The organism is Alteromonas sp. D210916BOD_24, assembly GCF_047159385.1.
Lineage (GTDB): Bacteria > Pseudomonadota > Gammaproteobacteria > Enterobacterales > Alteromonadaceae > Alteromonas.
Genome location: NZ_AP038333.1, coordinates 406,444 through 429,898 on the forward strand (window position 1 = coordinate 406,444; position 23,455 = coordinate 429,898).

Annotated in this window: 18 protein-coding genes; 14 read left to right on the forward strand and 4 right to left on the reverse strand. The window is 45.3% G+C overall.

From position 1 onward, the window contains the following. Positions 1–3: 3 nt before the first annotated feature. Both ACMCM8_RS01805 and ACMCM8_RS01810 read left to right on the forward strand, forming a co-directional pair. Positions 4–804 (forward strand): undecaprenyl-diphosphate phosphatase, encoded by an 801-nt coding sequence (locus tag ACMCM8_RS01805; RefSeq protein ID WP_412724866.1) that lies wholly within the window; start codon positions 4–6, stop codon positions 802–804. A gap of 37 nt (positions 805–841) precedes the next feature. Then, a complete protein-coding gene (locus ACMCM8_RS01810; RefSeq protein ID WP_412724868.1) occupies positions 842–1,213 on the forward strand; it encodes a histidine triad nucleotide-binding protein in 372 nt (123 codons plus the stop codon). Positions 1,214–1,310: 97 nt separating this feature from the next. On the opposite strand, the gene ACMCM8_RS01815 is transcribed toward ACMCM8_RS01810, so the two are convergent. Further along, complete coding sequence (locus tag ACMCM8_RS01815) at positions 1,311–3,008, reverse strand: dipeptidyl-peptidase 3 family protein (RefSeq protein ID WP_412724870.1); 1,698 nt, start codon at positions 3,006–3,008, stop codon at positions 1,311–1,313. Between the two features lie 400 nt (positions 3,009–3,408). On the opposite strand from ACMCM8_RS01815, the gene ACMCM8_RS01820 reads away from it, so the two are divergent. Next, positions 3,409–4,245, forward strand: coding sequence for an HDOD domain-containing protein (locus ACMCM8_RS01820; RefSeq protein ID WP_412724872.1), 837 nt, complete (start codon positions 3,409–3,411; stop codon positions 4,243–4,245). 56 nt (positions 4,246–4,301) lie between these two features. Here the strand turns inward: ACMCM8_RS01820 and ACMCM8_RS01825 are convergent, their stop codons facing one another. After that, entirely contained in the window at positions 4,302–5,462 is a 1,161-nt protein-coding gene (locus ACMCM8_RS01825) for a benzoate/H(+) symporter BenE family transporter (RefSeq protein WP_412724874.1), read from the reverse strand. 145 nt (positions 5,463–5,607) lie between these two features. Between ACMCM8_RS01825 and ACMCM8_RS01830 the strand changes: the two genes are divergently transcribed. Beyond that, the gene (locus ACMCM8_RS01830; RefSeq protein ID WP_412724876.1) at positions 5,608–6,183 is read left to right on the forward strand and encodes a helix-turn-helix domain-containing protein; all 576 of its coding nucleotides are present in this window, start codon (positions 5,608–5,610) and stop codon (positions 6,181–6,183) included. Positions 6,184–6,237: 54 nt separating this feature from the next. On the opposite strand, the gene rdgC is transcribed toward ACMCM8_RS01830, so the two are convergent. Continuing rightward, positions 6,238–7,149: a recombination-associated protein RdgC gene (gene rdgC / locus ACMCM8_RS01835; protein WP_412724878.1), complete on the reverse strand. Its 912-nt coding sequence runs from the start codon at positions 7,147–7,149 to the stop codon at positions 6,238–6,240. 112 nt (positions 7,150–7,261) lie between these two features. Beyond that, positions 7,262–9,004 carry a sensor histidine kinase gene (locus tag ACMCM8_RS01840; RefSeq protein ID WP_412727586.1) on the reverse strand — a complete coding sequence of 581 codons (1,743 nt, stop codon included), beginning with the start codon at positions 9,002–9,004 and terminating at the stop codon, positions 7,262–7,264. Between the two features lie 204 nt (positions 9,005–9,208). Here ACMCM8_RS01840 and phoB point away from each other — a divergent pair, with 204 nt between their 5' ends. From phoB to ACMCM8_RS01890, 10 genes are all read left to right on the forward strand, one after another. Further along, positions 9,209–9,898 carry a phosphate regulon transcriptional regulator PhoB gene (gene phoB / locus ACMCM8_RS01845; protein WP_014997327.1) on the forward strand — a complete coding sequence of 230 codons (690 nt, stop codon included), beginning with the start codon at positions 9,209–9,211 and terminating at the stop codon, positions 9,896–9,898. Positions 9,899–9,958: 60 nt separating this feature from the next. After that, positions 9,959–11,260 (forward strand): phosphate regulon sensor histidine kinase PhoR, encoded by a 1,302-nt coding sequence (gene phoR, locus ACMCM8_RS01850; RefSeq protein WP_412724880.1) that lies wholly within the window; start codon positions 9,959–9,961, stop codon positions 11,258–11,260. A 35-nt stretch (positions 11,261–11,295) separates the two neighbouring features. Then, on the forward strand, positions 11,296–12,285 hold the full coding sequence (locus ACMCM8_RS01855) for a PstS family phosphate ABC transporter substrate-binding protein (protein WP_412724882.1): 990 nt from the start codon (positions 11,296–11,298) through the stop codon (positions 12,283–12,285). A gap of 39 nt (positions 12,286–12,324) precedes the next feature. Continuing rightward, positions 12,325–13,119 (forward strand): prolyl hydroxylase family protein, encoded by a 795-nt coding sequence (locus ACMCM8_RS01860; RefSeq protein WP_412727588.1) that lies wholly within the window; start codon positions 12,325–12,327, stop codon positions 13,117–13,119. A 203-nt stretch (positions 13,120–13,322) separates the two neighbouring features. After that, a complete protein-coding gene (locus ACMCM8_RS01865) occupies positions 13,323–17,399 on the forward strand; it encodes a beta strand repeat-containing protein (protein WP_412724884.1) in 4,077 nt (1,358 codons plus the stop codon). Positions 17,400–17,497: 98 nt separating this feature from the next. After that, positions 17,498–20,194 carry a TonB-dependent receptor domain-containing protein gene (locus tag ACMCM8_RS01870; protein ID WP_412724886.1) on the forward strand — a complete coding sequence of 899 codons (2,697 nt, stop codon included), beginning with the start codon at positions 17,498–17,500 and terminating at the stop codon, positions 20,192–20,194. 163 nt (positions 20,195–20,357) lie between these two features. After that, on the forward strand, positions 20,358–21,116 hold the full coding sequence (locus ACMCM8_RS01875; RefSeq protein ID WP_412724888.1) for a DUF3450 domain-containing protein: 759 nt from the start codon (positions 20,358–20,360) through the stop codon (positions 21,114–21,116). A 13-nt stretch (positions 21,117–21,129) separates the two neighbouring features. Then, a complete protein-coding gene (locus ACMCM8_RS01880; protein WP_412724890.1) occupies positions 21,130–22,494 on the forward strand; it encodes a MotA/TolQ/ExbB proton channel family protein in 1,365 nt (454 codons plus the stop codon). A gap of 2 nt (positions 22,495–22,496) precedes the next feature. Continuing rightward, positions 22,497–23,015: a MotA/TolQ/ExbB proton channel family protein gene (locus ACMCM8_RS01885; RefSeq protein ID WP_412724892.1), complete on the forward strand. Its 519-nt coding sequence runs from the start codon at positions 22,497–22,499 to the stop codon at positions 23,013–23,015. A 32-nt stretch (positions 23,016–23,047) separates the two neighbouring features. After that, a complete protein-coding gene (locus tag ACMCM8_RS01890) occupies positions 23,048–23,455 on the forward strand; it encodes an ExbD/TolR family protein (protein WP_412724894.1) in 408 nt (135 codons plus the stop codon).

Genomic DNA, 23,455 nt, shown 5'->3' on the forward strand with positions numbered 1-23,455 from the left:
GGAATGACAATTTTCGAAATTATAATATTGGCGATCATACAAGGAATAACCGAATTTCTTCCCATCAGTAGCTCGGGGCATTTACTCCTTCCCGCAGAATTATTTGGTTGGGTTAGTCAAGGTCTCGCGTTTGATGTGGCCGTACATGTGGGGAGCTTACTGGCTGTAATGATCTATTTTCGTCAGGAGATAATTCAAATGTCAGGCGCGTGGCTGACTCAAGGTTTTTCCAAGCAGCAATCAACTGACAGCAAATTGGCTTGGTATGTCATTGTGGCTACCCTGCCGGCGGTTGTCATCGGTTTTTTGCTGAAAAATTGGATAGAGGACAACGCGCGTACGGCCCTGGTTATTGCTGGCACCACTATTATTTTTGGTTTGTTATTGTGGTACGCCGATGCCACAGCTAAGCGAGAGAAGGAGCTTGAAGGGTTAACGTTAAAACAAGCAACACTCATCGGCATAGCACAAGTATTGGCGTTAATTCCGGGCACATCGCGTTCCGGTATTACGATGACTGCGGGTCTTTTACTGGGGTTGAAACGGGAGGCATGTGCGCGATTTTCGTTTCTTCTGTCCATTCCTGTTATCTTAGGCGCAGGTCTGCTTGCCACCCTAGATTTATTACAGGCAGATGAAGCCGTAGATTGGTATGCGCTTTTTTACGGTGCGGCATTTTCTTTTGTCAGCGCTTATATGTGTATTTATCTGTTTTTGAGTTGGATTTCACGCATCGGTATGCTGCCTTTCGTGATATACCGATTGGCATTAGGTGCTGTCTTACTGTGGTTTGTATTTGTCTGACCACCCAAAGCAACAACAAGATAGAGAAAGGAATAACATGGCAGAGACGATATTTACTAAGATCCTCAACAAAGAGATCCCAGCAGAAGTGCTGTATGAGGATGACTTGGCACTGGCTTTCAAAGACATTAATCCTCAGGCGCCGCTGCATTTTTTAGTGATACCCAAAAAGCCCATAGCCACCATTAATGATATTACCCAAGACGATCGTGAACTGGTTGGGCATTTGTCTCTCGTGGCAGCTAAAGTTGTCGCTGAACATGGCTTGGCTGAACAAGGTTATCGCACAGTGATGAATTGCAACGAATTCGGCGGACAGACGGTTTACCATATTCATCTTCACGTATTAGCAGGTAAACCATTAGGATGGCCACCTTATACCGACAAAATAAAGCAGCATTTAGAATAGCCAACAAAAAAAAAAACCGCATTCATTAAAAATGCGGTTTTTTTATACTCAATACGAATTCAGTAGGCGCAAATCAGCTCACCTACTTTGTCTTGTTTTACTCAGTTAACCCGAGTACTTTTTTACCCTGGTTAAAGTGAATGTCGACAGGGATATTCGCCGCTTCTAAGCGTGCCAGGTCAGAAGCTAAATCAGGTTTAATGACACCCATTGTAGAAACAAGCTGCGCTACACCATCATAGTCGCCATCGCCTTGAAGGGTGAGTATGAGTTCAGATAGCGCTTCAACTGCCCCGCCCATTTTTTCCATGTTCACGCGGTACAGACCGTCTTCCGTTTTCTCGAAGGCACCTTGTTGTGCAAAGAAGTTAAAGCGGATCATATTGGCCTTGCCATGAGCGGAACTCGCGCCGAAGCGAACGGAGCGGAATATTCCTGCCATAAACGTGATGTAGTAATCTTCCAAGCTGCCCTCGGTGATTTCTCCTTTTTCAAGTAAGCTTTGCACCATGTATAAGCCAAGTATATCTGCTTTGCCTTCCTCTAGTGCAGATGCATGCTCTTTCAATGCGCCTCTCACCGTACCTTTTCCATCTAGGGTATTTTTGATCCCTAAACCATGGGCAACTTCGTGGAACATGGTGTTCGCAAAAAATGCATCAAACGTAATGTGTTCTCTTTGTTCAGGAACGATAAGTGTGTTGGCAATGGGAACCAGAATATTGTCAAACTTAGCGCGCATCGCATTTTTGAGTTGTAGGCGACGAGTACCTTTTTCTAGTTGGACTCGTTCGTCGTTAGGCAGGTTTATCGCAATGGTCTTACTGCCCGCATTGGAGTGACCTGCATAATAGATTACATCATAAGCATTGAGGTCGGCATCGGAGCCCGGCATTTCAGCTTTGTATGATTCAGCAACAGGCAGACCTTGTTGCAATTCTGGAAGAAACGCAGCGAACTTGGCCAGCTTTTCACTCCAGGACAAGTCTTTGATGAGTACGTACGCCTCAAAGGCAGCACGATAGCCAAAGAGCTGATCTTCATAGGTCTCAATTGGGCCGATGACAAGTTCTACAGGATTGGTTTTCATATCCATCCATGCCATATCAGAGGCCAGATAGTCATCCGTGAGCAGTGCTTCTGCGCGCAACAAAAGGTACTGTTTGAAGTTTTCGTCTTCTGCCAGTGCTGACGCCTGCTTCAATATATCAGAGGCTTTCATCAGCTTATTTTTAAACGCTTGAGAGTAAGATTGCGCATAAAGTTTGCCGGCTTCATCCCGTTTGACTACCGAGTAAAGGCCTTGCTTGTCATCAAAGTTTGCCGCGGCAAATTCTGCTTTATCCATGTCGTGTGGATAAAATTCCGCACCCATGGCTTTATCTGCGTATCCACTGATAAAAGGGGTATCACCGTTTAAACGATCCCATGGACCGTAATTAATAGCGGCAAAATGACGAACGGCTTCATCCTCTATTGATTGTAGAAAAGCGTCTTTATTGTCAAAAAAGGCTTGTTGCCAAAATAGATCATCCATAATTTCTGATGCATCAATTAATAGTGACAGCATTGCTTTTTGATCAGCACTTAAATGTGACAAGTCGCTGGTTAAATCCACGGGGTGATAGATAGATAATCGGCTCTCATCGATGAGTAATGTTTGTGCCGATGCACTTTTTTCATCAGCTGATATTGATTGGGTTGGGCTTTCGCTTTTACTACAGCCAGTGATTAAAAACAAACTCATTAATGCTGCAGCGATGGGGGAATGTGTCGTTAGTTTACTATTTTTCATATTGACTCTTTGGCCTAATGGGTAGGGAAGTTGCGTGTGACACCACTATAGCTATGCTTTTGATTTTATACAAAAGTATGAAAAAAATTTGTAAAATATCAATAGTGGTTTAACACTGGTTGTCTATAATTTAAAAAAACTCGTGTTTTGAGTTTCCTAGTTATTCGAAATAGACGCATTACTATAGTATGGTGATACTGGTAATAAAATAAAACAACGAATATCTTGTGCTTTGTCGCGCTTCGATTAAGTTATGACACTAAGCATGGAAAAGACTGCCTAAATGTTAGTATTGGAAAGGAAGGATTGGTTATACCAAGCCTTGGTGTTCTAATCGATATACGGTATTGCAACAGATTGCCTTTGTAAGGCTACACGGAACTTCCTAAGGGTAGAAATTATGTCTACACAGAACGCGCTTTTAACGATTTTAGTTGAAAAAATAAATAACGACACACTGGTCCTTCCCACTCTTCCAGCTATTGCATTGAAAGTGAGAAAGGCGGCTGATGATCCTGATATCAATCTCAGCGCCATGGGCGATGTCATAGGACAAGACCCGTCATTGAGCGCCCGAATGATTAAAATCGCTAACAGCGCCTATATGGGAAGAAGTGTTAAAGTAAACTCAATTAGTCAAGCTGTTACGCGCATTGGGTTACGTCAAATCAAAAACGTTTCTACTGCGCTTGCGATGGAACAGCTATTTGTTTCTAAAAATGATGTTGTTGCTAGCTATCTGCAAAAAGAGTGGGCGAACACGGTAAACATTGTGGCCAACGCAATGGCGGTATTACAGCTTTACATCAACCGTACTAAAAAGCGCGAGATGAGCATGGATACAATGACGCTGGCGGCGCTAGTTCACAATATTGGTGTATTGCCTGTGCTCACTGAAGCTGAGCGTCATCCCGAAGTCTTTGCCAATCCCTCATTTTTAGAAGTGGCTATAGATAAGCTTGCAGGGCGTATCGGCGCTAGCATTATGCAAGAGTGGGGGTTTGGCGATACGTTTGTAAACGTAGCTGAAAACTGGAAAGATTTAAGCTACTTGCCGGAATCACTGACTTATATTGACTTTGTGCGCGTAGGTGCAGCGATTTCGGGTGCTATCGATCGCCAAAAAGACGCGGTCTTAAATCTCGCTATGCAACGGGGTGTGGTAGCTGATATGGGTGAGCTTCACTCTGATGAGTTTGAAGAATTAGCCGGCGCTGCAAAACAAATCTTTATGTAGTGTCACCTTAGCTGAGTAGATCAAAGCCGATATCTTGATATCGGCTTTTTTGTATATTATTTACTAATAGGCTGGGCTTTTTTTTGAACCAGTAATAGCAACAAACCCAGTGCTAATCCCCAGACCGCCGATGTTATTGAAAGCAAACTAAAGCCTGAAGCAGTACACAGCATGGTAAGAAGCGCTGCTGGACGGTGATGTTCAATCTCCATGCTACGGGTGACAGCGCTTTGCAAAGTTGCCAGTAATGCTAAGCCAGCCAATAAATGAACTATTACGGTGGGCATACTGACAAAAAGCGCGACCACTACAGAGGCGAGTATACCCATCACCAAATAGCCAAGGCCTGCAGCGATAGCGGCTTTATATCGTTGAGATTTATCGGGGTCAGCGTGTTCTCCCATGCACAATGCAGCGGTAATGGCGGCTAAGTTAAAGGTAAAACCACCAAAGGGGGCTAGGATCATCTGGACGATGGCAATCCCCGAGAGTATCGGTTTGTGATCCACCTGATAGCCATGAGCATGATGAATGGCAATACCAGGTAAGTTTTGTGAAAGGGTGGTAATGATAAATAGGGGGAGCGCCAAGCCAAGCGTCGCGGCTATTGAAAAGTCCGGTGTAACCCAAATCACTGAAGGAAGAGAAAATGAAAGTGGGAGGTGAGATTGTAGGGTAAAACTCAGTGTCACAGATAATACCAATAAGAGCAGCATGAGAGAGCGTGGGAACAGTCGACTTCCCATTAAATAAATGGCTAAAAATAATGCCACTATTAGAGGGTTATCATTGACGTCACTAAAAATAGCCAGACAAATGGGCAACAGAATTCCTGCTAAAAGTGCAGATGAAATAGCGGAAGGAATGCGATTAATTTGAGACAGCAAAGTGCGACTTTGCGCCGTAGCGAGTGAAAATACTGCACATAAAACAAACGCTCCAATGACTTCTGCTAGTGAGTAGTCACCGACCGTAGTGAGCAAAAAAGCAGCACCAGGAGTGGACCAGGCGGTAACAACTGGCATTTTGGTAAGCCAAGAAAAAAATATGCAGGTTATGCTCATGCCAAGGCCAAGTGCAAGTAACCAACTGATCACCATTGCTTCACTCGCGCCCGCTCGGCGTGCTAATTCAATGACAATCACCACCGCACTACTATAGCCAACGGTGACTGCAGTGAGCCCCGCACTGATATGACTAAATTTCCATTGTTTCATGATCTACACCTTCGCTGGCCTCTTGTGAGAATATTGTTAGCTGTTAATATGTGCGCTATAACGCACAAAGGGTAAAGTATCACTTGTGCGTTATAGCGCACAAGTGGGGTGGCGGAAAAAATACAAAAGGGGGCAACAGATTTTTATGGCAACAAATGAACCTCAGCATGTAACTCAGAGTATCGCCACGCAGTTGCGTATGGTGAGAAAATCAAAAGGCCTTTCTTTGGATAAAACCGCAGGCTTAACAGGCGTATCTAAAGCAATGTTAGGCCAAATAGAGCGAGGGGAATCAAGCCCGACCATAGCTACATTATGGAAAATCGCCACGGGGTTAAAGTGCTCTTTTTCGTCTTTCTTAACCGGCGCCCGACCTCCACAACTGGTTTCAAAGCACACCGTTGAAGATCAATTTACCAACGACCCCAATATGAAGGTAAAAACCTTGTTTGGATATAATGTGCAAACTGGGTTCGAGGTGTTTGAATTGCGTTTAACGGATTTTCATGAACAGCATTCTACAGCTCATCAGGTAGGCGTTACTGAACACATTCATGTGACAAAAGGAAAGCTAAGTGTATTGGAAGGGGAAACATGGCGTGAGTATAATCAAGGGGAGCAGTGTTTGCTTTACGCCGACCAACCACATGGTTATCGCGATGAAGTTGGAGAAACGCATTTTATTGCGGTGATCCACTACCCCCAAGCCCGATTAGATTGAGCAAAAGGGGAATAGAAGGGGCATTTGTGTCGGCCCCTTTCTCACGCCTTTTAGTTACAAACTACCATCATTTAAGTTTAATGTGTCGCGCAAAAAGTTCAGCAAAGTGGATATTTCTGCCGACATCAATGCAAATTCCGCGTCCAAGCGCGCCTCTACCTGATCCTTTGGAACGTCATCGGTTTCTTCTTTGATGCGATCGGTAAACTTAACCCGCTTGATTGCCCCGTCTTCACAAAATATGGCTGTAAGGGTCTCTGCGTATTCAAAGGCGACCTTTTGCACCAGTTTACCTGCATCAAGATGAATACTGATTTCTTCACTGTCTAGAGGCTGGTTCTTACAACGGATAACGCTGCCAGTATCATCTGTTGCTTTAAGCTCCGCTTCTTCTAATAGTGCAATGCCTTCGGGGGTTGAATCGGTTACCCAGTGGGTGAGTTCACTTTGCAGGCTTTTTCGGGTAAAAGGCACCACGGGAAGTGATCCAATGGCTTTTCTAACCATCGCTAAAAACGCTTCAGCCTTACCATCCGATGAAGCATCAACGACCACTAAGTTATCTGCCAGTGAGATAAAACCATGGGTGTAACTGTTTTTTGTAAATGCTTGTGGCAAGAGGCGAGTCTGAATTTCCTGTTTTAAGTCAGCTTTCGCTTTTTTCCCTACAGGTGAACCAGTTTCCATTTCGATTTTAGCCACCATTTCGTCAAGCTCAGCATTAACGACCGCGCTGGGTAAAATCTTTTCTTGTTTTTTAAGGGTTATCCAATAACGTTGTTGTACAACGTGGAACATCGTGCCTTGTTTCCCTGCCTGAGAAAACGGTGAGGCGAAACCCATAGTCGCCAAATCCTGACTACCGCAAGGTCTAAATGCATGCGCATTGAGTACGCGTTCTAGATCGCTGTCATCTAAAGAAAGTGGTTGGGTGATTTGATAGGCTTTAACGTTTTTAAACCACATAGTGTAAGCTGTCTCTCATGAAAAGTGGGGCGCAAGCGTATCAATGTACGCCCCTTGGTGCAACGAAATGAATTAGTCGACGTGGACGTCTTAAGCGTCGCTGTCTTATGTGTTATACCTGAGAATGATCAGTGCCAGTTGGGAAGCGAATAATATAGCGTAAGCCTTTTTCTCGCTCGCTCTCAGCGATAATCTGACCATTTAATGACTGGGTGACCAAATTGTACATAATATGGGTACCCAAACCGCTGCCACCTTGACCCCGTTTAGTGGTGTAAAAGGCGTCAAAAAGTTTGTCGAGTTCTTCTTCAGATAACCCCCTGCCATCGTCGCTGTAGTCAAGGGTAACGAAACCTTTTTCCTGACGGACATCTAGGTTAATTGTACCAGCATCGACCGATTCAAAACCGTGTGCAAGGGAGTTCATAACCATATTCGTCACAATTTGAGCGATGGCGCCGGGGGCACAGTTCACCACTAGGTTATCTGGACAATTTACCTTAATGCTGTGCTCAGTGTGTTTGAAACTGGGTTTAAGTGACTGAATAATTTCCTGTATATAGTCTCCCAACACAAATTCTCGTACAGTTTCACTAGTTTGGTCTACCGCTACCCGTTTAAAACTGGCGATGAGATCAGAGGCTCGCTCAAGATTGCTGAGAAGGAGCTGGGCTGTTTGTTCAGCCTCATCGATAAAGCTATTCATCGATTTGCTGGTTAGGCTTTTTTCTTCAAAATCCGTTTTTAAGTTAGCTAGGCGCTCTTGTAGAAAGCTTGCGGCAGTAACGCTTACACCCAGTGGCGTGTTTACGTCGTGGGCGATACCTGCAACTAACCCCCCTAGCGAAGCCATGCGCTCAGACTCAACCAGTTGCTCTTGAGCTTGGTGGAGCGTTTCCATTGAGTGGGCGAGCTCTTCATTGCGTTTACGTAGTTCCGTTTCAATGTACTGGCGGTTTTCGTTTTCCTGACGCAGTTCGCGTTGATGGGCAATTAACTCGTCTTTTTGCTGCTCTAAATCCAACATAATTTGTGATAGTGACGCGGTTTTCTTGGCGACTTCTTGTTCGAGAATCAGGTTTTGGTCGTCGAGCTTTTTATTGGCTAAAGTGAGCTCGTCCTGTGTCCCTTTTAGCTTTTGATTTGAAATGATCAAATCGTCAATGACGTGATTGTACGACTCTTTTAAAAGGAGTAATTCGTTATCATCGTCGTACTCTATCGTGAGCTTACTCTCTGCAGGGTGTTGTGGGTCAAAGTTTTCCATTTGTTCTGCCATGTTCTGCAATGGCTCGGACAGCATTGTTCTAAATGCGGTCATAAACAGAAATACTAAAAAAGTGGTTTTTACTAGCGCATTTCCAATGAGAAAAAATATACCTACTTCAATGCGGTTAAAAACAGTCACAAAATTAGAATACAGCGTGACGTCTCCCACAATAGACTCTCTGCCAGAGAATTTGAATACTAAAGGAAAGCTATAACTGAAAAGCTCGTTTTGATGATCTTCCATGATTTCTCTGTCGATTGGCTGTGAATTGCCTTGAACATTTTCGCCAAGTTCAACAATATAGTTGCCGTTCTCTCCCCGAATTTGCAATCCTTCAACAATAGGCAAGGAATACAGTCCATCAGCGATATCTTTTACTTGCTGGTTATTGAGCTCCCACATGGCGCGGGTCAGACTTTGGGAAAAGGTATTTTTCAGTGTCCGCAGTTCATCTTTAACGTGATCTTTTGTACTAAAATATTCAGCAAAAATTTGTCCGACAGTGACTATTAATGTTAATGCGAAATAGACTGACAATACTCTGGTTAAGAGTTTCTTTGACAACCCTGTTTTAACGGCGGCCATCGATAAACGTACCCCTGTTCTTAATCGATAAGTCATTACAACCTCAAGAATATGCGTAAATCTATTATTTAACAAGATTATGTGTATAGACTTTGGTCAGCGTGAAATTGTCTAAAACTTGACACATTTATGTAATCGTTTTAATAAAACTGTCATACAGCACATTAATAATAACGGCGTTTTAACATGAGCAGGAAGATATCGATGTCTCGTACAGTACTGGTGGTTGAGGATGAAGCGCCTATCCGTGAAATGCTTAAGTTTGTGCTTGAGCAGTCTGGTTTTAATATAATCGAAGCTGAAGATTTTGATATCGCACAAGAAAAAATCTGTGAACCTTATCCAGATCTTATTCTTCTTGACTGGATGCTACCCGGTGGAAGTGGTGTTCAATTGGCGAAAAGTTTAAAACAGCACGAATTTACCCGTGATATTCCTGTGATCATGCTTACCGCCCGTGGCGAAGAAGAAGATAAAATTCGCGGGTTAGACGCGGGTGCAGACGATTATGTGACAAAACCCTTTTCACCCAAAGAGTTGGTTGCGAGAATCAAAGCGGTGATGCGCAGGGTGACACCTACTTCTTCAGAAGAGCCTATCGAGTTTAATGGTTTGAAGCTTGAACCGGTATCACATCGGGTGATGGCCAACGATGAGCCATTAGACATGGGGCCGACTGAATTTAAATTACTGCACTTTTTTATGACGCACCCTGAGCGCGTGTACAGCAGGGAACTACTTTTAGACAACGTGTGGGGTACCAATGTCTATGTAGAAGACAGAACTGTTGATGTACATATTCGTCGTTTGCGCAAAGCTATCTCTCGACACGGACATGATGCTATGATCCAAACCGTGCGCGGTGCCGGTTATCGTTTTTCCACCAAGCTGTAGCATTAGAGGGGATAGCTACCCTATCCCTAATTGTTTTAGTCTGACAACACGAGTTCATACATGTATTACCCTTTCTCTTGGTTGAGAAGTTCCTTGCGCCTAGTGCTATTCCTTGTGGTATTTGCACTGGTGGGGTGGTACTTAGATGATATGTTAGTGGCGCTGGCGACAGGTGCGACCTTACTACTCTTGTTTAACTATTGGCACCTTTATAAGTTAAATCGCTGGCTATGGCACAGTCGTAAAATGTCTCCTCCTACGGTTAAAGGCGTATGGGAGCATATTTACGAAGGGATTTATTACCTCCAACGACGTAACAGAAACAAGCGCAAAGAGTTAGGCGAACTGGTAAAACGATTTAGGGAAGGTTCTGAAGCCTTACCCGATGCCGCGGTAGTGGTAGACGCAAAAGCGTGTATCATCTGGTGCAACCGATTAGCGCGTCTCGACCTAGGACTAAAATGGCCACAAGATTCTGGCCGTCGAATAGATAACTTACTTCGCCACCCTGAATTCATTCAGTATTTTCATGCTGGAAATTACAAATATCCCATTGAAGTACCTTCCCCTACTAATCCAAATAAAACGTTTGAATATCGAATAATGCCTTACGGCGATGAACATTTGTTGTTGATCGCTCGAGATATTACTCGCGTGTCGCAACTTGAAGAGATGCGTAAAGATTTCGTGGCCAATGTGTCACATGAGCTTCGCACGCCACTTACAGTAATTAACGGCTATTTAGAAATTTTGCCCGTTGACGAAAGATCTGATCCTTTCATGCAAAAAGCGATGAAAGAGATGACGTTGCAAACTCAGCGAATGCAGAACCTTATTGAAGATCTGTTGGTGCTATCGCGAATAGAAGCCAGTTCAGAGCGCATTTACGAGAACGTGGTGAATGTACCCTCTGTGCTTGCTCAAATTGAGCGTGAAGCCCAGACACTTAATAAGGAAAAACAACACTCCATTAGGTTTCACGTTGACAAGGAGTTGTATGTGTTTGGTGTGGAAACTGAATTGCGCAGTGCGTGTTCAAATTTGGTTTTCAATGCCGTGCACTATACGCCCCAAGGTGGCGAAATAAATGTGTATTGGCGGCGCAAACCCAACGGTGCACAGTTTTGTGTGGTTGATAACGGTGATGGCATTGAGCCCAGTCACCTCAATCGCCTGACCGAGCGTTTTTACCGGGTAGATAAAGCCCGTTCTCGCAAAACGGGTGGTTCGGGGCTAGGGCTTTCCATTGTCAAGCACGTGTTAAGCCACCATAATTCACGACTGGATATCTCAAGTACGGTGGGGGAAGGAAGTCACTTCTCGTTTGTTTTAGACAATGAACTAATTGCAGAACAGTTATAGCAAGGGACGTTATAAGAAATGAGAGGCGAGATTCAATGACAAAACGGTATCACAGCTTTTTCATTTGCTGTTGTTTGTTAATTGGGCTATTCCCCTGTTATGCCGCCTCGCTGCAATCAGAAAACGCGACTAGCGAAGCTTATCAGGTTCCTGCTTATGAAAGAAAGCCCGGTGTAGCTGGTAAAATATCATCTGTCGGTTCTGATACGCTCGCCAACCTTATGACATTTTGGTCGCAAGAATTTAAGACACTTTACCCTCAAGTGGGTTTTCAAATTCAGGCGTCGGGTTCTTCCACTGCGCCGCCGGCACTGATTGAAGGAACTGCCACGATAGGTCCAATGAGCCGCGAGCTTAAACCCAGTGAGATCCGCGATTTCACCCGTACTCATGGTTATCCTCCCACTGTGTTAAAAGTGGCAATGGACGCCATTGCCATTTTTGTTGATAGACGCAATCCGTTAGTTGGCATGACATTACCTCAGGTCGACGCCGTGTTTTCGCAAACCCAATATTGTGGAAGTGCGAACAAAATTACTCAATGGTCTCAGCTTGGTATCGATGAAGACGGTTATCAATCGCCTATTCGCCTGTACGGACGAAATTCAGTGTCGGGTACATACGGATTATTTAAAGTGATGGCCTTGTGTGATGGAGACTTTAGAAATACCGTTAATGAACAACCAGGCTCTGCATCGGTTGTGCTTTCAGTTGCCAGTGGTACTGGTGCCATTGGTTATGCCGCATATGGCTATAAGACAGCAGGTGTAAGGGCACTACCTCTAGGTAATTCTCTTGATAGCTTAATTCCGCTATCTATTGAGACTGTACGTAATGAGACGTATCCCTTTGCGCGATTTTTATATTTAGTCATCAATAAAAAGCCAGGTGAGCCCCTGCCCACGCTGGAGCGAGAATTCTTGCGATATATTTTGTCTAAAGAAGGTCAGCAGCAAGTGGTAAGGGATGGCTATTTTCCTATTAGAGAAGACGTCTTGGTTCGCCAGCGTCGAATACTAGAATAGGGACACAATCAGTAAAATAGGAGCTCAACCGTGAGTTATATGCCACCTCAGTGGAAACAATGGGTACTGAAGTGTTTGCTATCCGGTTCGCCTATTATCGAAATAGTAAACACTCTGCTCGAAAATGGTTTTTCGCCCAATACTATAAGGACAGTACTGGGAAGTAATTTGCCAGCAGATTATGGGTTTACCCCAGATACCCCTTTTTACCGCACACTTGCCGACAGTACTGTCATTCAGCATCCCAATGCCCAATGGCTAGCATCCTCATCGCAGCTACAACTTCTCTCAATTGACGGTTTTTTGTCTCAGCGGGAATGCGATGAAATCGTTGCACTTACTAAAACGCGGTTATCTCCCTCTAAGCTTGCAGGGGCAGCAAGTGCCGACAATATTCGCACTTCTTCCACCTGTGAGTTGGCGTTCCTTGAAAACGCTTTGGTCGATGAAATTAATACGCGTATTGTCGATACCTTAAAATTAGGCGTTGGGGAAAAAGAAGTGATTCAAGCTCAACATTATAATGTAGGGGAATACTACCAGCCTCACTATGACTTCTTTCCACCGGGCACGCCTCAATACAAAACCCATTGTCAGAAGCGGGGACAGCGAACCTGGACCTGTATGATCTACTTGAACGACAAATGTGAAGGCGGCTATACCCGCTTTACCAAACTGGATATCGCAGTTAAGCCCAAGACGGGAAAGGCCCTTTTTTGGAATAATTTACTTCCTAATGGCGATCCTAATTTAAACAGTATCCATTTTGCTGAACCTGTCACAAAAGGTCATAAAACTGTCATAACCAAATGGTTTCGAACCGCGAATGGCTGAATGTTTTCACGCGCTGAACGCATAATGTCTACCAATATTATTTTATTTGTATGTTTTTAAAGCAATTAATTTTGCTTTAGCGCAAAGTATAAAAAGTTCAAATAAATTGCAGAAGAATTTTTAGTTTGTAACAAAAATGTCACTGATGTCCTTTACTCTCTAGCAAACCTTAGAATCCGTATTACTAAAATCTGGAGAATTTAATGGAAATTCGTAACATTTTTAGGGTCAGTGCAATCACGACTGCACTTGTCCTTGCAGGCTGCGGCGGTGACATCAATATTAACGAAGGTGATGAGATAGTAGCACCCACTACACCGACTACTCCTACAACACCTACCACACCGACTACGCCTACTACCCCTGATGTAGATACGCCATTTTCTCTTGGTCTAGCTACCGACGTATCGAGCGAATTCTCAGCAACACTAACAGATAAGCCTGTTTACCGTTTAGACACGGATCTTACTATTACCCAGGACATGACGCTGACTAACGATGCCTACTGGATCATCAAAGGTCGCACTGCAGTGGGTAATGACAACGCAGACGCCGCAGTGCTTAGCGTTGAAGAAGGCACTACTATTATCGGTGAAGATGGCGATGACTTCCTAGTGGTTCGCCGAGGCTCACAAATTGAAGCGACGGGTACGGCTTCTGCTCCTATCGTTATGACTTCTGTACAAGACGTTACAGGTGAAGAAACGTCAATCGGTCAATGGGGTGGTGTGGTATTACTTGGTAATGCGCCGACTAACCTTTGTAACACGGGTGATGACGCTGACACCTCGGAAGAAGAACTTACAAACTGTGGTGTTTCTGCTGAAGGTGATGCTGGTCTTTATGGCGGTAACAATCCAGAAGATAACTCGGGTACATTAGAATACGTAGTGGTTAAGCATGCAGGTAAAGCACTTGCTTCAGGTGATGAACTAAACGGTATTTCATTTGCTGGTATCGGTTCTGGCACCACAGTGAACTACATTCAGGTTCACCAAAACCTTGACGATGGAATCGAGTTCTTCGGTGGTACAGTAAACGTAAGCAACGTGGTACTTACCGATATTGGTGATGACTCTCTTGACTGGTCTTTTGGTTGGACGGGTAGCGCAACGAACGTTTACATTCAGCAATCTGCTGACGGTGGCGACAATGCAATAGAAGCTGACAACAACGAAGATAACCCGTCTTGGTTGCCGTTAACCAAACCTACCATCTCTAACGTGACTATCGTCAGTGCTGATGGCACCAATGGTGTACGTCTGCGCAACGGTACTGCTGGCGTGCTTTCAAATGTCCTTGTTACTGGCTCTACCTTGGCTAACAACTGCCTTCGCGTGAACGGCGACGAAGCCATTGCCAATGCTGAATCGGGTGAGTTAACCATCACTGACTCAATTGTGGCGTGTGAGACCCCGGCTAACAACTTCGGTTCTGACACAATAAACGGCGGCACAACGCAAGCCTGGTTTGAAGGTCAGTCAGGTAACAGTGTATTGGCTGCTTCGGCGCTAATGCTTGAAGATAATGGTTATTTCCCGACTGCTGCGTCACCTGTAGCGCTAGGCGGCGGTCAGTACATCGGTGCATTCAACCCGAATGGCAGTGACTGGACCGTGGGCTGGACAGTGGGTGTAAATGGCGGTTTCCCAGCTGACGTACAAAACGCGTTTGCACAAGGTCTGGCAACAGATGTATCTGCTGATTTCAACCTAGATAAGCCAGTTTACGAGATTGCAGAAGACACCACATTCACTTCTGACGTAACACTGACAAATGACGCATACTGGCTGATAAAAGGGCGTACTGCGGTAGGTAACGATAACGAAGATAGCGCTACACTTTACATCGAGCAAGGTACTACCGTGTTTGGTGAGCAAGGTGATGATTTCTTAGTAGTGCGCCGTGGCTCTAAAGTAGAAGCAAACGGAACAGCGAGTGCACCAATTACTTTCACGTCAGTGCAAGATTTAACTGGTGAAGAAACGTCAATTGGTCAGTGGGGTGGTATCGTACTTCTGGGTAACGCACCGACTAACCTATGTAATACCGGTGACGATTCTGACACATCTGACGCTGAACTAGCGTCTTGTGGTGTGGCAGCTGAAGGTGATGCTGGCCTATACGGCGGTAACAACCCAGCAGATAACTCAGGTTCACTTCGTTATGTTGTAGTTAAACACGCTGGCCGTGCATTGGCTGCGGGTGATGAACTAAACGGTATCTCTTTTGCGGGTATCGGTTCGGGTACCAAAGTGGAATACCTACAGGTTCACCAAAACCTAGATGATGGTATTGAATTCTTCGGTGGTACAGTAAGCGTGCGTAACGTTGTACTTACCGATATCGGTGATGATTCACTCGACTGGTCTTTCGGTTGGACGGGTAATGCGCAAAACGTCTATATCCAGCAATCATCAGCAGGTGGCGACAATGCCATCGAAGCAGATAACAACGAAGATAATCCTGCATGGACACCGCTCACTAAACCTACTATTGCTAACGTAACTATCGTCGGTGCGCAAGGTACAAATGGCGTGCGTCTACGCAACGGTACGGCGGGTGTTATCCGCAACCTAGTGGTGACGGCAGGAGCTGGCTACTCTAACTGTCTACGAGTGAATGGCAGTGAAGCCATTGCTAATGCTGTAGCGGGTGAGCTTTCGGTAGAAAACTCAGTAGTGGCGTGTGAATCAGGTTCAAACTTCGGTTCAGACACTATCGGTAGTGGTTCTACGCAAGCGTGGTTTGAAGGCCAAACAGGTAACAGCGTGATGACTGCTGATGCGCTAATGCTATCCACTGACGGTTTCACTCCGCGTTCAGGTTCACCTCTTCTTGGTGCAGGTGTTGACGTATCAGAAGAGAATGCATTCTTTGCCTCTACTGACTACATCGGTGCATTTGATGGTGACAACAACTGGATGGAAGGTTGGACAGTCGCGGTAAATGATTCAATTCCAGCAGAAGTGACAAGTGCTTTTGAACAGGGTTTGGCAACAGATGTTTCAGCCAGCTTCCCTGACATTACAGATAAGCCAGTTTATCAGTTAGCTGCTGATACTACCTTTACCAACGACGTTTCATTCACTAATGATGCACACTGGTTAATTAAAGGTCGTACTGCGGTAGGTAACGATAACGCAGATAGCGCAACACTTTACATTCAGCGCGGTACAACGGTATTCGGTGAAGACGGTGATGACTTCTTGGTTGTGCGTCGTGGCTCGCAAATCGAAGCGTCAGGTACAGCTACTTTACCTATTACCTTTACTTCTTCTGAAGACATGACAGGTGGCGAAACCGCTATTGGTCAGTGGGGTGGTATGGTTATTCTTGGCAACGCACCGACAAACCTTTGTAATACCGGTGACGATGGTGATACTTCAGATGCAGAGCTTGCCAATTGTGGTGTAGCGGCAGAAGGGGATGCTGGTCTTTACGGCGGTGCAGATGAAGATGACAACTCTGGTACGCTTCGCTACGTTATCGTTAAGCACGCAGGTAAAGCACTGGCTGCTGGCGATGAGCTAAACGGTATCTCTTTTGCGGGCGTGGGTCGCGGCACAGAAGTTGACTTTGTACAAGTTCACCAAAACCTTGACGATGGTGTTGAGTTCTTCGGTGGTACAGTCAACGTTAGCCACTTAGTGCTTACGGCAATTGGCGATGACTCACTAGATTGGTCTTTCGGTTGGACAGGTAAAGCGCAATACGTTGTCATCAAACAAGATGCAGCGGGTGGTGACAATGCATTTGAAGCAGACAACAACGAAGATAATCCAGCATGGACACCGCTTACTACACCAACGGTTTCAAACGTGACTATCATTGGTGCTGACGGCACAAACGGTGTTCGCCTTCGCAACGGTACAGCCGGTACCATTAAGAATCTGGTTGTAACGGGTGGGGCTAACTACAGCAACTGCTTGCGCGTGAATGGCGATGAGTCAATTGCTAATGCAGCAGACGGTTCACTAACGGTTACACATTCAACAGTGGCTTGTTCTTCAACCAGCGCATTTGGTTCAGATACCATTGGTACTGATTCTACGCAAGCATGGTTTGAAGGGCAGGACGGTAACAGTGTACTAGCAGACACAGCGGCACTAGGGCTTGATTCATCAGGCTATGTTCCAGCTAGTGGTTCTGCACTATTAGGCTCAGGTTTTGATGCTTCTTCTTTGGACGCTTTCTTCGATAGCACAAGTTTCCAAGGCGCATTTGACGGTGAGTCTGACTGGACATTGGGTTGGGTAACAGTTGGTCTTGAAGACTAACAAATGATTGCAATACACAGTATAGCTAAGGCGTAATTGCGCCTTAGCTTTTGTGTTAAAAGCAGCTACCTGATTACAGTTCCTTAGGAGTTTCCATAATGAAAAATAATCAATCGTCAGCGTTTAAAGTCGGTGGACTTTCGTTGGCAATCGCGTCCATTTTAGGTGCAAGCGTATTACCTTTCTCAGCTGTGGCGCAACAGTCAGAAGACGAAGCCATCGAGGAAGTTGTTGCCACGGGAACGCGACTTAAAGGTACAGCCACAGCAGTACTTCAGGAACGTCAGAATCAGGCGTTCGTTGCTGATATTCTTGGCGCAGAACAAATTTCTCGTACCGGTGACGGCGATGCCGCAGCGGCACTTCGTCGTGTAACAGGTCTTACGCTTGTTGATGGCAAATTTATCTATGTACGTGGTTTGGGTGAGCGTTATTCTAGTACTCAGCTAAACGGCATGACAGTACCCAGCCCGGATCCGACGCGCTCGGTTGTTCCGCTTGACTTATTCCCTTCAACTATCATTGAAAGCTTGAACGTACAGAAGTCATATTCGCCAAATATGCCCGGTCACTTTGGTGGTGGTAATGTTAACATCCGCACCAAATCCATACCTTCTGAATTCGTCTTCAACGTAAAAGCCGGAGCGGGTTGGAATACACAAAACAGCGACGATGGTGTTTTCTATTCAGGCGGTGGTGACGATTGGACTGGGCGCGATGATGGTACCCGCGCATTACCGGGGATTATCAGTGCAGGTTTGGCCGCTGATGGTTCTGCCGGCTTTGAAGGCGATCGCTCCAGAACGTTGGCTGAGACACAAGCTATCTTAAGTTCGTTTAACTGGGATATTGGCCCAGATAGTAAGTCTGTTGATCCTGACTTTAATATTGGTAGCACGCTTGGCAATAATTATGTATTTGATAATGAATCAGTACTTGGTTTCTTGGCGACAGTATCTTACAGCAACGAATGGACGGTAGCGGAAGAGCTACTGGGTAATGATATTGGTGGTGGTCAGGAAAACCCACGCTTCACTAAGTACCGTGACATGGTGTCTACCGAGCAAAATGTACGTTGGAGCGGCATGTTCAACGTTGGCTTCGAATACAACAGTAACCACAAGGTAGAACTGGTCAACATGATCCTTCACGACATGCGCGATCGCGTACGTGATGGTTATTATTTTGACGAAAGTGAATCGAACCCAGGGGTGGAAGAATTCCGTCGTATGGACATCATTTTCGAAGAACGAGAAATGGTGTCTTCGCAGTTAAAAGGTACCCACAACTTCCTTAACCTACTCGACGGTGTTTTCTTCGACTGGTATGTGGGGACTAGCCGTGCGTCTCGTGAAGCCCCCGATATTATGGAAGTAACCTTCCAGCAGTTTTACGATGAAAATGGCGCCCTTGAACTCGAGCGACTTGATGATACGCCGGGAACCAACTTAAACCGTCAGTATCAGGTATTGCACGATGATTCAGATACTTACGGGTTTAACGTCTCAACTGCATTCTTTGGTGAAGGCTATGACGTTGAATTAAAAGCGGGTATGGATTATTACGACAAAACCCGTAACGGTAACAACATCGACTTGGCTATTCGTCATTTTGGTATTTCCTCAGAATTCAAAGAAGGCGCCCGCTTAAGCGACATCTTCTCTGAAGACAATATTTATAACGAAGATTTTTACACCAGTGCCACGGGCCGTTCTGTTTTCCAGGACAATACCGGTGCAGGTGACAAGTACTCTGCGGCAACAAAATTGACGGCAGGTTACTTTATGGTGGATGCTTTCTTCGACCAGAAATTCCGTGTTAGTGGTGGTGCCCGTTGGGAAGACTTCCAACAAGTGTCTATTCCGTTTATCGAGCACTCTGACAAATTTGCCGATGACACCGATGCCATCATCGATAGCATTTACAACGAGTCAGATATTCTACCTTCATTGGCGTTCACCTATATTCCAAGTGAAGAAATGCAGTATCGCTTCAACGTGAGTCAAACGCTTATTCGCCCTGACCTACGTGATATCAGCTCTACGTTCTTTATCGATCCATTAACAGAATTCTTGGTACGTGGTTCACCTTCGTTAGTTGAAACCGAGTTGACCAATATCGACTTCCGTTGGGAATGGTATATGTCACAGGGCAACAACCTGTCGATTGCGCTTTTCTATAAAGACATGAAAAACCCAATCGAAATGGTACAGTTTGACGGTGGTGAAGGGGTACCACAACTACTGACGGCAAACGGTGAAGAAGGTGAATTGTACGGAATTGAATTTGAGTTTCTACACGATCTTGGGTTTATCGGTGACAACTTCAACAACTTCTTCGTGTCGGGTAACATGACATTGTCAGATTCTGAAGTGACCATAGGTGCGGATGATCAGGAATCACTGTTCTCACAGCAAGCCCGTGAAGCTTACGGTGGTACCGTTACCGCAACTATTACCAATAATCAACGTCGTTTGGTAGGTCACTCTGAATGGGTGGCAAACGTTCAGCTAGGATGGGATTCAGACAATGGTGAGCATTCCGCGTCATTAGTCTATAACTCGTTTGGTGAGCGTATTATTGCTCCGGGTGTACGTGGTTTCGAAGACGGTATTGAAAAACCTTTCCACTCGTTGGATGCGGTGTATACCTATTACCCTGACTTTAACACCACGGTTAAGTTCCGAGTTCAAAACCTTTTGAATGATGAAAAAGAGATTGAACAAGAAGGACTTACGTTACGTCGATTGACAGTGGGTACTGGCATTAGTGCGTCAATAACCTACAACTTCTAAGTTTTCCAAAGGCCCAGCTAACCACTGGGCCTTTTTCGTAGTATTCGCGGTCATTGTTTTATGACAGTCCTGTAATAAAACTGTCACAGAAAACTCCTATCCTACGCGCAGAAATTTATAGTCGGATAAAACCGATTTCTTTTAACTTTAAAGGTTTGAATGTATGAAGCTTATCAATGCTTTGCTTGTGGCAGGTGCGCTAGTAGCGACGCCCGTACTTGCACAAGACGATGAAGTCTTAAAACCCGTTGTCGATGAGGCAGCGAAAATAAACGAATCAGCAGCGAAGTCGCAGGAAAAGATCAACGGCATTACTGATCAAATCGACAGCAAACTTCAACAATTCAAAACATTGATGAAAGAAATCGAAGGTCTTGAGGTATACAACACTCAGCTTCGTAAGCAGATCAATAACCAAGAACAGGAAATGGCAGATTTAAACGCTGCTATCGATGAGGTATCTGTGGTTGAGCGTCAAATCACACCACTAATGATGCGTATGATTGATGGCCTAGAGCAGTTTGTTGCATTAGACGTACCTTTCCTTCCAGAAGAACGTGCCAACCGTGTAGCTGATCTTCGCGCAATGATGGACCGTGCCGACGTTGCAGCATCTGAAAAATTCCGTCGCGTAATGGAAGCCTACCAAGTAGAGATGGACTATGGCCGTACCATGGAAGCTTACAGCGGTATTCACACTATTAATGGTCAGGAGCGTGACGTTGAATTTCTACGCCTTGGTCGTACAGTGCTAATTTACCAAACACGTGATGCAAGCATGCAGGGTGTTTGGAACAAGCAAACCCGTCAGTGGGAAGAGCTGGACAGCAGCTACCGTACCCAAATTACTAAAGGTCTGCGTATGGCGAAGAAACAACTTGCACCAGACTTGCTAATGCTGCCAGTGGCAATTACAGACTAAGAGGTTGATGAGAATGTTAAACACAGTTAAACGTATCGCTGTTGGTCTAGCAGCCCTTAGCATCAGTGTGGGTGCTTTTGCACAAAACGATCGTGCCATGGACTTGGACGCGCTTCTTAAGCAACTAGAAGAAGGTCAGTTCGCACAGTCTCAGCAAAATAAACAGCGCGAGCGTGACTTCCAGGCTCAGCGTGCAGAGCAGGATCGCATTCTTCGCGAAACTCGCGAAAAGCGCGACCAGATGTTAGTGCAATCTGAAAAACTTGAAACTCAGTTTGAAGAAAACGAATTCAAACTAGCAGACTTAAACGGTGCACTAGACACACGTCTTGGTTCACTTAAAGAGCTATTCGGTGTGCTTCAGCAAATTGCTGGCGACACCAAAAACAAGTTCTATAACTCAGTGGTTTCTGCACAAATCCCTGGCCGTGCTGACTTCCTTGATAAAATGGCGCAAGACATGGGTTCAAGCTCTAAACTAGCATCAATTGAAGAAATTGAGCGCGTTTGGTTTGAGATGCAGCGTGAAATGACTGAAGCCGGCAAAGTGACAACGTTCAAAACAGACGTTGTTGAAGCGGGCGGTGAAAAAGTGAATAAGTCTGTTGTTCGCGTAGGTCCTTTTGCACTTGTTGCTGATGGTAAATACCTAGAGTACAACGGCGTAACAGGCACAGTGTCTGAACTTGTACGTCAGCCTGCTGACCGCTACATGAGTTCAGCTGCTGAACTACAAGCTTCAAGCGGTGAATTAGTACAGTTCGGTATCGACCCAACAGGTGGTTCTATCCTAGGCCTTCTTGTGCAAGCGCCTAACCTTCAAGAGCGAGTAGAGCAGGGCGGTGTGGTAGGTTACATCATTCTTATCGTTGGTGCGTTCGGTCTTCTACTTGCCCTTGAGCGTCTGGTCACGCTGTCGCTTATTCGCATGAAAGTGAACAAGCAGCTTAAGAGCAAAGAAGTGAACACAAACAACCCGCTTGGCCGTGTACTTAAAGTACGTGACGAGTACCCAGACGCTGACGTTGAAGCTCTTGAGCTTCACCTAACAGAGGCGATTTTGGGCGAAGTGCCTAAGCTAGGTCGCAACCTAACTATCATCAAGATTATCTCTGTTGTAGCACCGCTTATGGGTCTACTAGGTACAGTAACCGGTATGATTAACACCTTCCAGGCGATTACCTTGTTTGGTACAGGTGACCCTAAACTGATGGCGGGTGGTATATCAACAGCACTTGTAACTACCGTACTTGGTCTAGTTGTAGCGATTCCAATGACACTGCTTTATGCAATGCTTAACACGCGTTCTAAGAACATTGTGTACATCCTACAAGAACAGGCGTCTGGCGTAATTGCAGAGCGCGCTGAGCGAGGCTAATCATGATCGAGTTTCTAGAAGCAATTCGCGATTTCACAGAAACAGGTGGCCAGGTTCTCCTGGTCATCGGTCTGCTGATTTTCGTAATGTGGCTTTTGATCCTCGAGCGTGCAATGTATCTGATGGTTTGGCACAAGCAAGCCAAGAATGAAGCGATAGCAATGTGGACTGCACGTACCGATCGCTCTTCCTGGTTTGCTGAGCAAGTTCGTCAGAAAACGATTTCACAGTTAACTATGCGCCTTAATGGCAGCATCCCAATTATCCAGTCACTGGTTGCGCTATGTCCGCTACTAGGCTTGATGGGAACGGTTACCGGTATGATTGAAGTGTTCGATGTAATGGCGATTGCGGGCTCAGGTAATGCTCGTTCAATGGCGTCAGGTGTATCGAAGGCCACTATCCCCACAATGGCGGGCATGGTTGGCGCACTTTCAGGCGTATTCGCCGCTACCTGGTTAACCCGTATGGTGAAATCAGAACGCACGCATCTTGAGGATGCATTGATTATTCAACGTTAATGCTAGCTAAGCGTTAAGGTAAGGTATTTATTATGAAGCAGCACTTTCAAAACTTAGTCGATGAAGAAGAAGCAACCATTGACATGACGCCCATGCTGGACGTTGTATTTATCATGTTGATTTTCTTTATCGTGACTGCGTCGTTTGTGAAAGAAGCAGGTATCGATGTTAACCGCCCTGAAGCCGCTACTGCGGTGAAAAAGGATCGCGCTAATATCCTTATCGCTATTTCAGATAAAGGCGAAATTTGGATTAACAAGCGTCGTATCGACGTTCGTGCAGTACAAGCGAACATTGAGCGTCTACGCGCAGAAAACCCTCAGGGTTCTGTTGTTATTCAGGCAGATAAAAAGGCGACAACAGAAACACTGATTAAGGTTATGGACGCGTCGCGTGCAGCGGGCGTATATGATGTTTCGATTGCAGCCCAAGAGAAATAA

Coding starts and splice junctions, on each gene's coding strand:
- ACMCM8_RS01805 (WP_412724866.1), top strand. CDS start 4: ATGACAATTTTCGAAATTATAATATTGGCGATCATACAAGGAATAACC.
- ACMCM8_RS01810 (WP_412724868.1), top strand. CDS start 842: ATGGCAGAGACGATATTTACTAAGATCCTCAACAAAGAGATCCCAGCA.
- ACMCM8_RS01815 (WP_412724870.1), bottom strand. CDS start 3,008: ATGAAAAATAGTAAACTAACGACACATTCCCCCATCGCTGCAGCATTA.
- ACMCM8_RS01820 (WP_412724872.1), top strand. CDS start 3,409: ATGTCTACACAGAACGCGCTTTTAACGATTTTAGTTGAAAAAATAAAT.
- ACMCM8_RS01825 (WP_412724874.1), bottom strand. CDS start 5,462: ATGAAACAATGGAAATTTAGTCATATCAGTGCGGGGCTCACTGCAGTC.
- ACMCM8_RS01830 (WP_412724876.1), top strand. CDS start 5,608: ATGGCAACAAATGAACCTCAGCATGTAACTCAGAGTATCGCCACGCAG.
- rdgC (WP_412724878.1), bottom strand. CDS start 7,149: ATGTGGTTTAAAAACGTTAAAGCCTATCAAATCACCCAACCACTTTCT.
- ACMCM8_RS01840 (WP_412727586.1), bottom strand. CDS start 9,004: ATGGCCGCCGTTAAAACAGGGTTGTCAAAGAAACTCTTAACCAGAGTA.
- phoB (WP_014997327.1), top strand. CDS start 9,209: ATGTCTCGTACAGTACTGGTGGTTGAGGATGAAGCGCCTATCCGTGAA.
- phoR (WP_412724880.1), top strand. CDS start 9,959: ATGTATTACCCTTTCTCTTGGTTGAGAAGTTCCTTGCGCCTAGTGCTA.
- ACMCM8_RS01855 (WP_412724882.1), top strand. CDS start 11,296: ATGACAAAACGGTATCACAGCTTTTTCATTTGCTGTTGTTTGTTAATT.
- ACMCM8_RS01860 (WP_412727588.1), top strand. CDS start 12,325: ATGCCACCTCAGTGGAAACAATGGGTACTGAAGTGTTTGCTATCCGGT.
- ACMCM8_RS01865 (WP_412724884.1), top strand. CDS start 13,323: ATGGAAATTCGTAACATTTTTAGGGTCAGTGCAATCACGACTGCACTT.
- ACMCM8_RS01870 (WP_412724886.1), top strand. CDS start 17,498: ATGAAAAATAATCAATCGTCAGCGTTTAAAGTCGGTGGACTTTCGTTG.
- ACMCM8_RS01875 (WP_412724888.1), top strand. CDS start 20,358: ATGAAGCTTATCAATGCTTTGCTTGTGGCAGGTGCGCTAGTAGCGACG.
- ACMCM8_RS01880 (WP_412724890.1), top strand. CDS start 21,130: ATGTTAAACACAGTTAAACGTATCGCTGTTGGTCTAGCAGCCCTTAGC.
- ACMCM8_RS01885 (WP_412724892.1), top strand. CDS start 22,497: ATGATCGAGTTTCTAGAAGCAATTCGCGATTTCACAGAAACAGGTGGC.
- ACMCM8_RS01890 (WP_412724894.1), top strand. CDS start 23,048: ATGAAGCAGCACTTTCAAAACTTAGTCGATGAAGAAGAAGCAACCATT.